Genomic DNA, 861 nt, shown 5'->3' with positions numbered 1-861 from the left:
AGCAAGGCGTGGATTTACAAGCTGATTAGCGATGGGGAATTTCCGAAACAGATTAAACTCGGCTCCCGTTCCATCGCGTTTATTGAATCAGAAATTGATAACTGGATTGCGCAGCGTATCGCAGGATCACGGGCGGCATAGCACAGAAAAGAACATAAGAAACAGAATATAAAAAAGCAACGCCCCAGTGTGCTGACACACAACTGAGGCGTCTGACCAACAAACGTTAATTGAGGTAACGATGATGGCTGATATACAGCATACCCAAACTCACCCTAAATTTACACTTTCAGATAAAAACCGCAGCCAAAAACCGCTCGACCTGATCCAGACCGTGAAAAAATCCGCCATGTATCATTGGGAAAATCTGCTGCCTGCCTGCGGTATAGATATCCCGGCGAAAGACAAGCATGGTGCCTGCCCGATTTGCGGCGGCACTGACCGTTTTCACTTTATTGATGATCACCATCATGGTAACTGGTATTGTCGCCAGTGTGACATACCGAACTACGGCGATGGGCTGGATTTGGTGGCAAGAACCAAAGGAATTTCGATCACTGAAGCGGCGAAAATCGTTGCGGATGTACTGGCATTACCTTTTCCCGAACCCAAGCCAGCCAGAAAAACCATTCAAACAACACAACCTATAGCTGAAAGAGTGGCAGCTCTGATGTCGCAGACAGTTGCCGGACATTCTCCCTATTTGACTGCAAAAGGGCTGCATTGCCCTAATCAGAGATTGTTGGCCGATAATTCGACAGTGTTGCGACTCACAACACTGGACAAAAAAGTAACAGGCGCGCAGCTCATCAAACCGGATGGTGAGAAAAAATTACTCACCGGCAGCCAGAAAAAAGGCGC

The 861-nt window shown here is 47.5% G+C and carries 2 protein-coding genes; both read left to right on the top strand.

What is annotated here, in order from left to right; translation table 11 throughout:
- On the top strand, positions 1-141 hold a 141-nt coding region (locus FE394_RS18795; RefSeq protein WP_319927847.1), incomplete at its 5' end, for a helix-turn-helix transcriptional regulator.
- A 103-nt stretch (positions 142-244) separates the two neighbouring features.
- Positions 245-861 (top strand): primase-helicase zinc-binding domain-containing protein (locus FE394_RS18790; RefSeq protein ID WP_319927846.1); only part of this gene is annotated, 617 nt, incomplete at its 3' end.

The organism is Xenorhabdus littoralis (genome assembly GCF_033949345.1).
Taxonomy (GTDB): domain Bacteria; phylum Pseudomonadota; class Gammaproteobacteria; order Enterobacterales; family Enterobacteriaceae; genus Xenorhabdus; species Xenorhabdus littoralis.
This window is presented reverse-complemented; position numbering and strand designations above follow the sequence as displayed.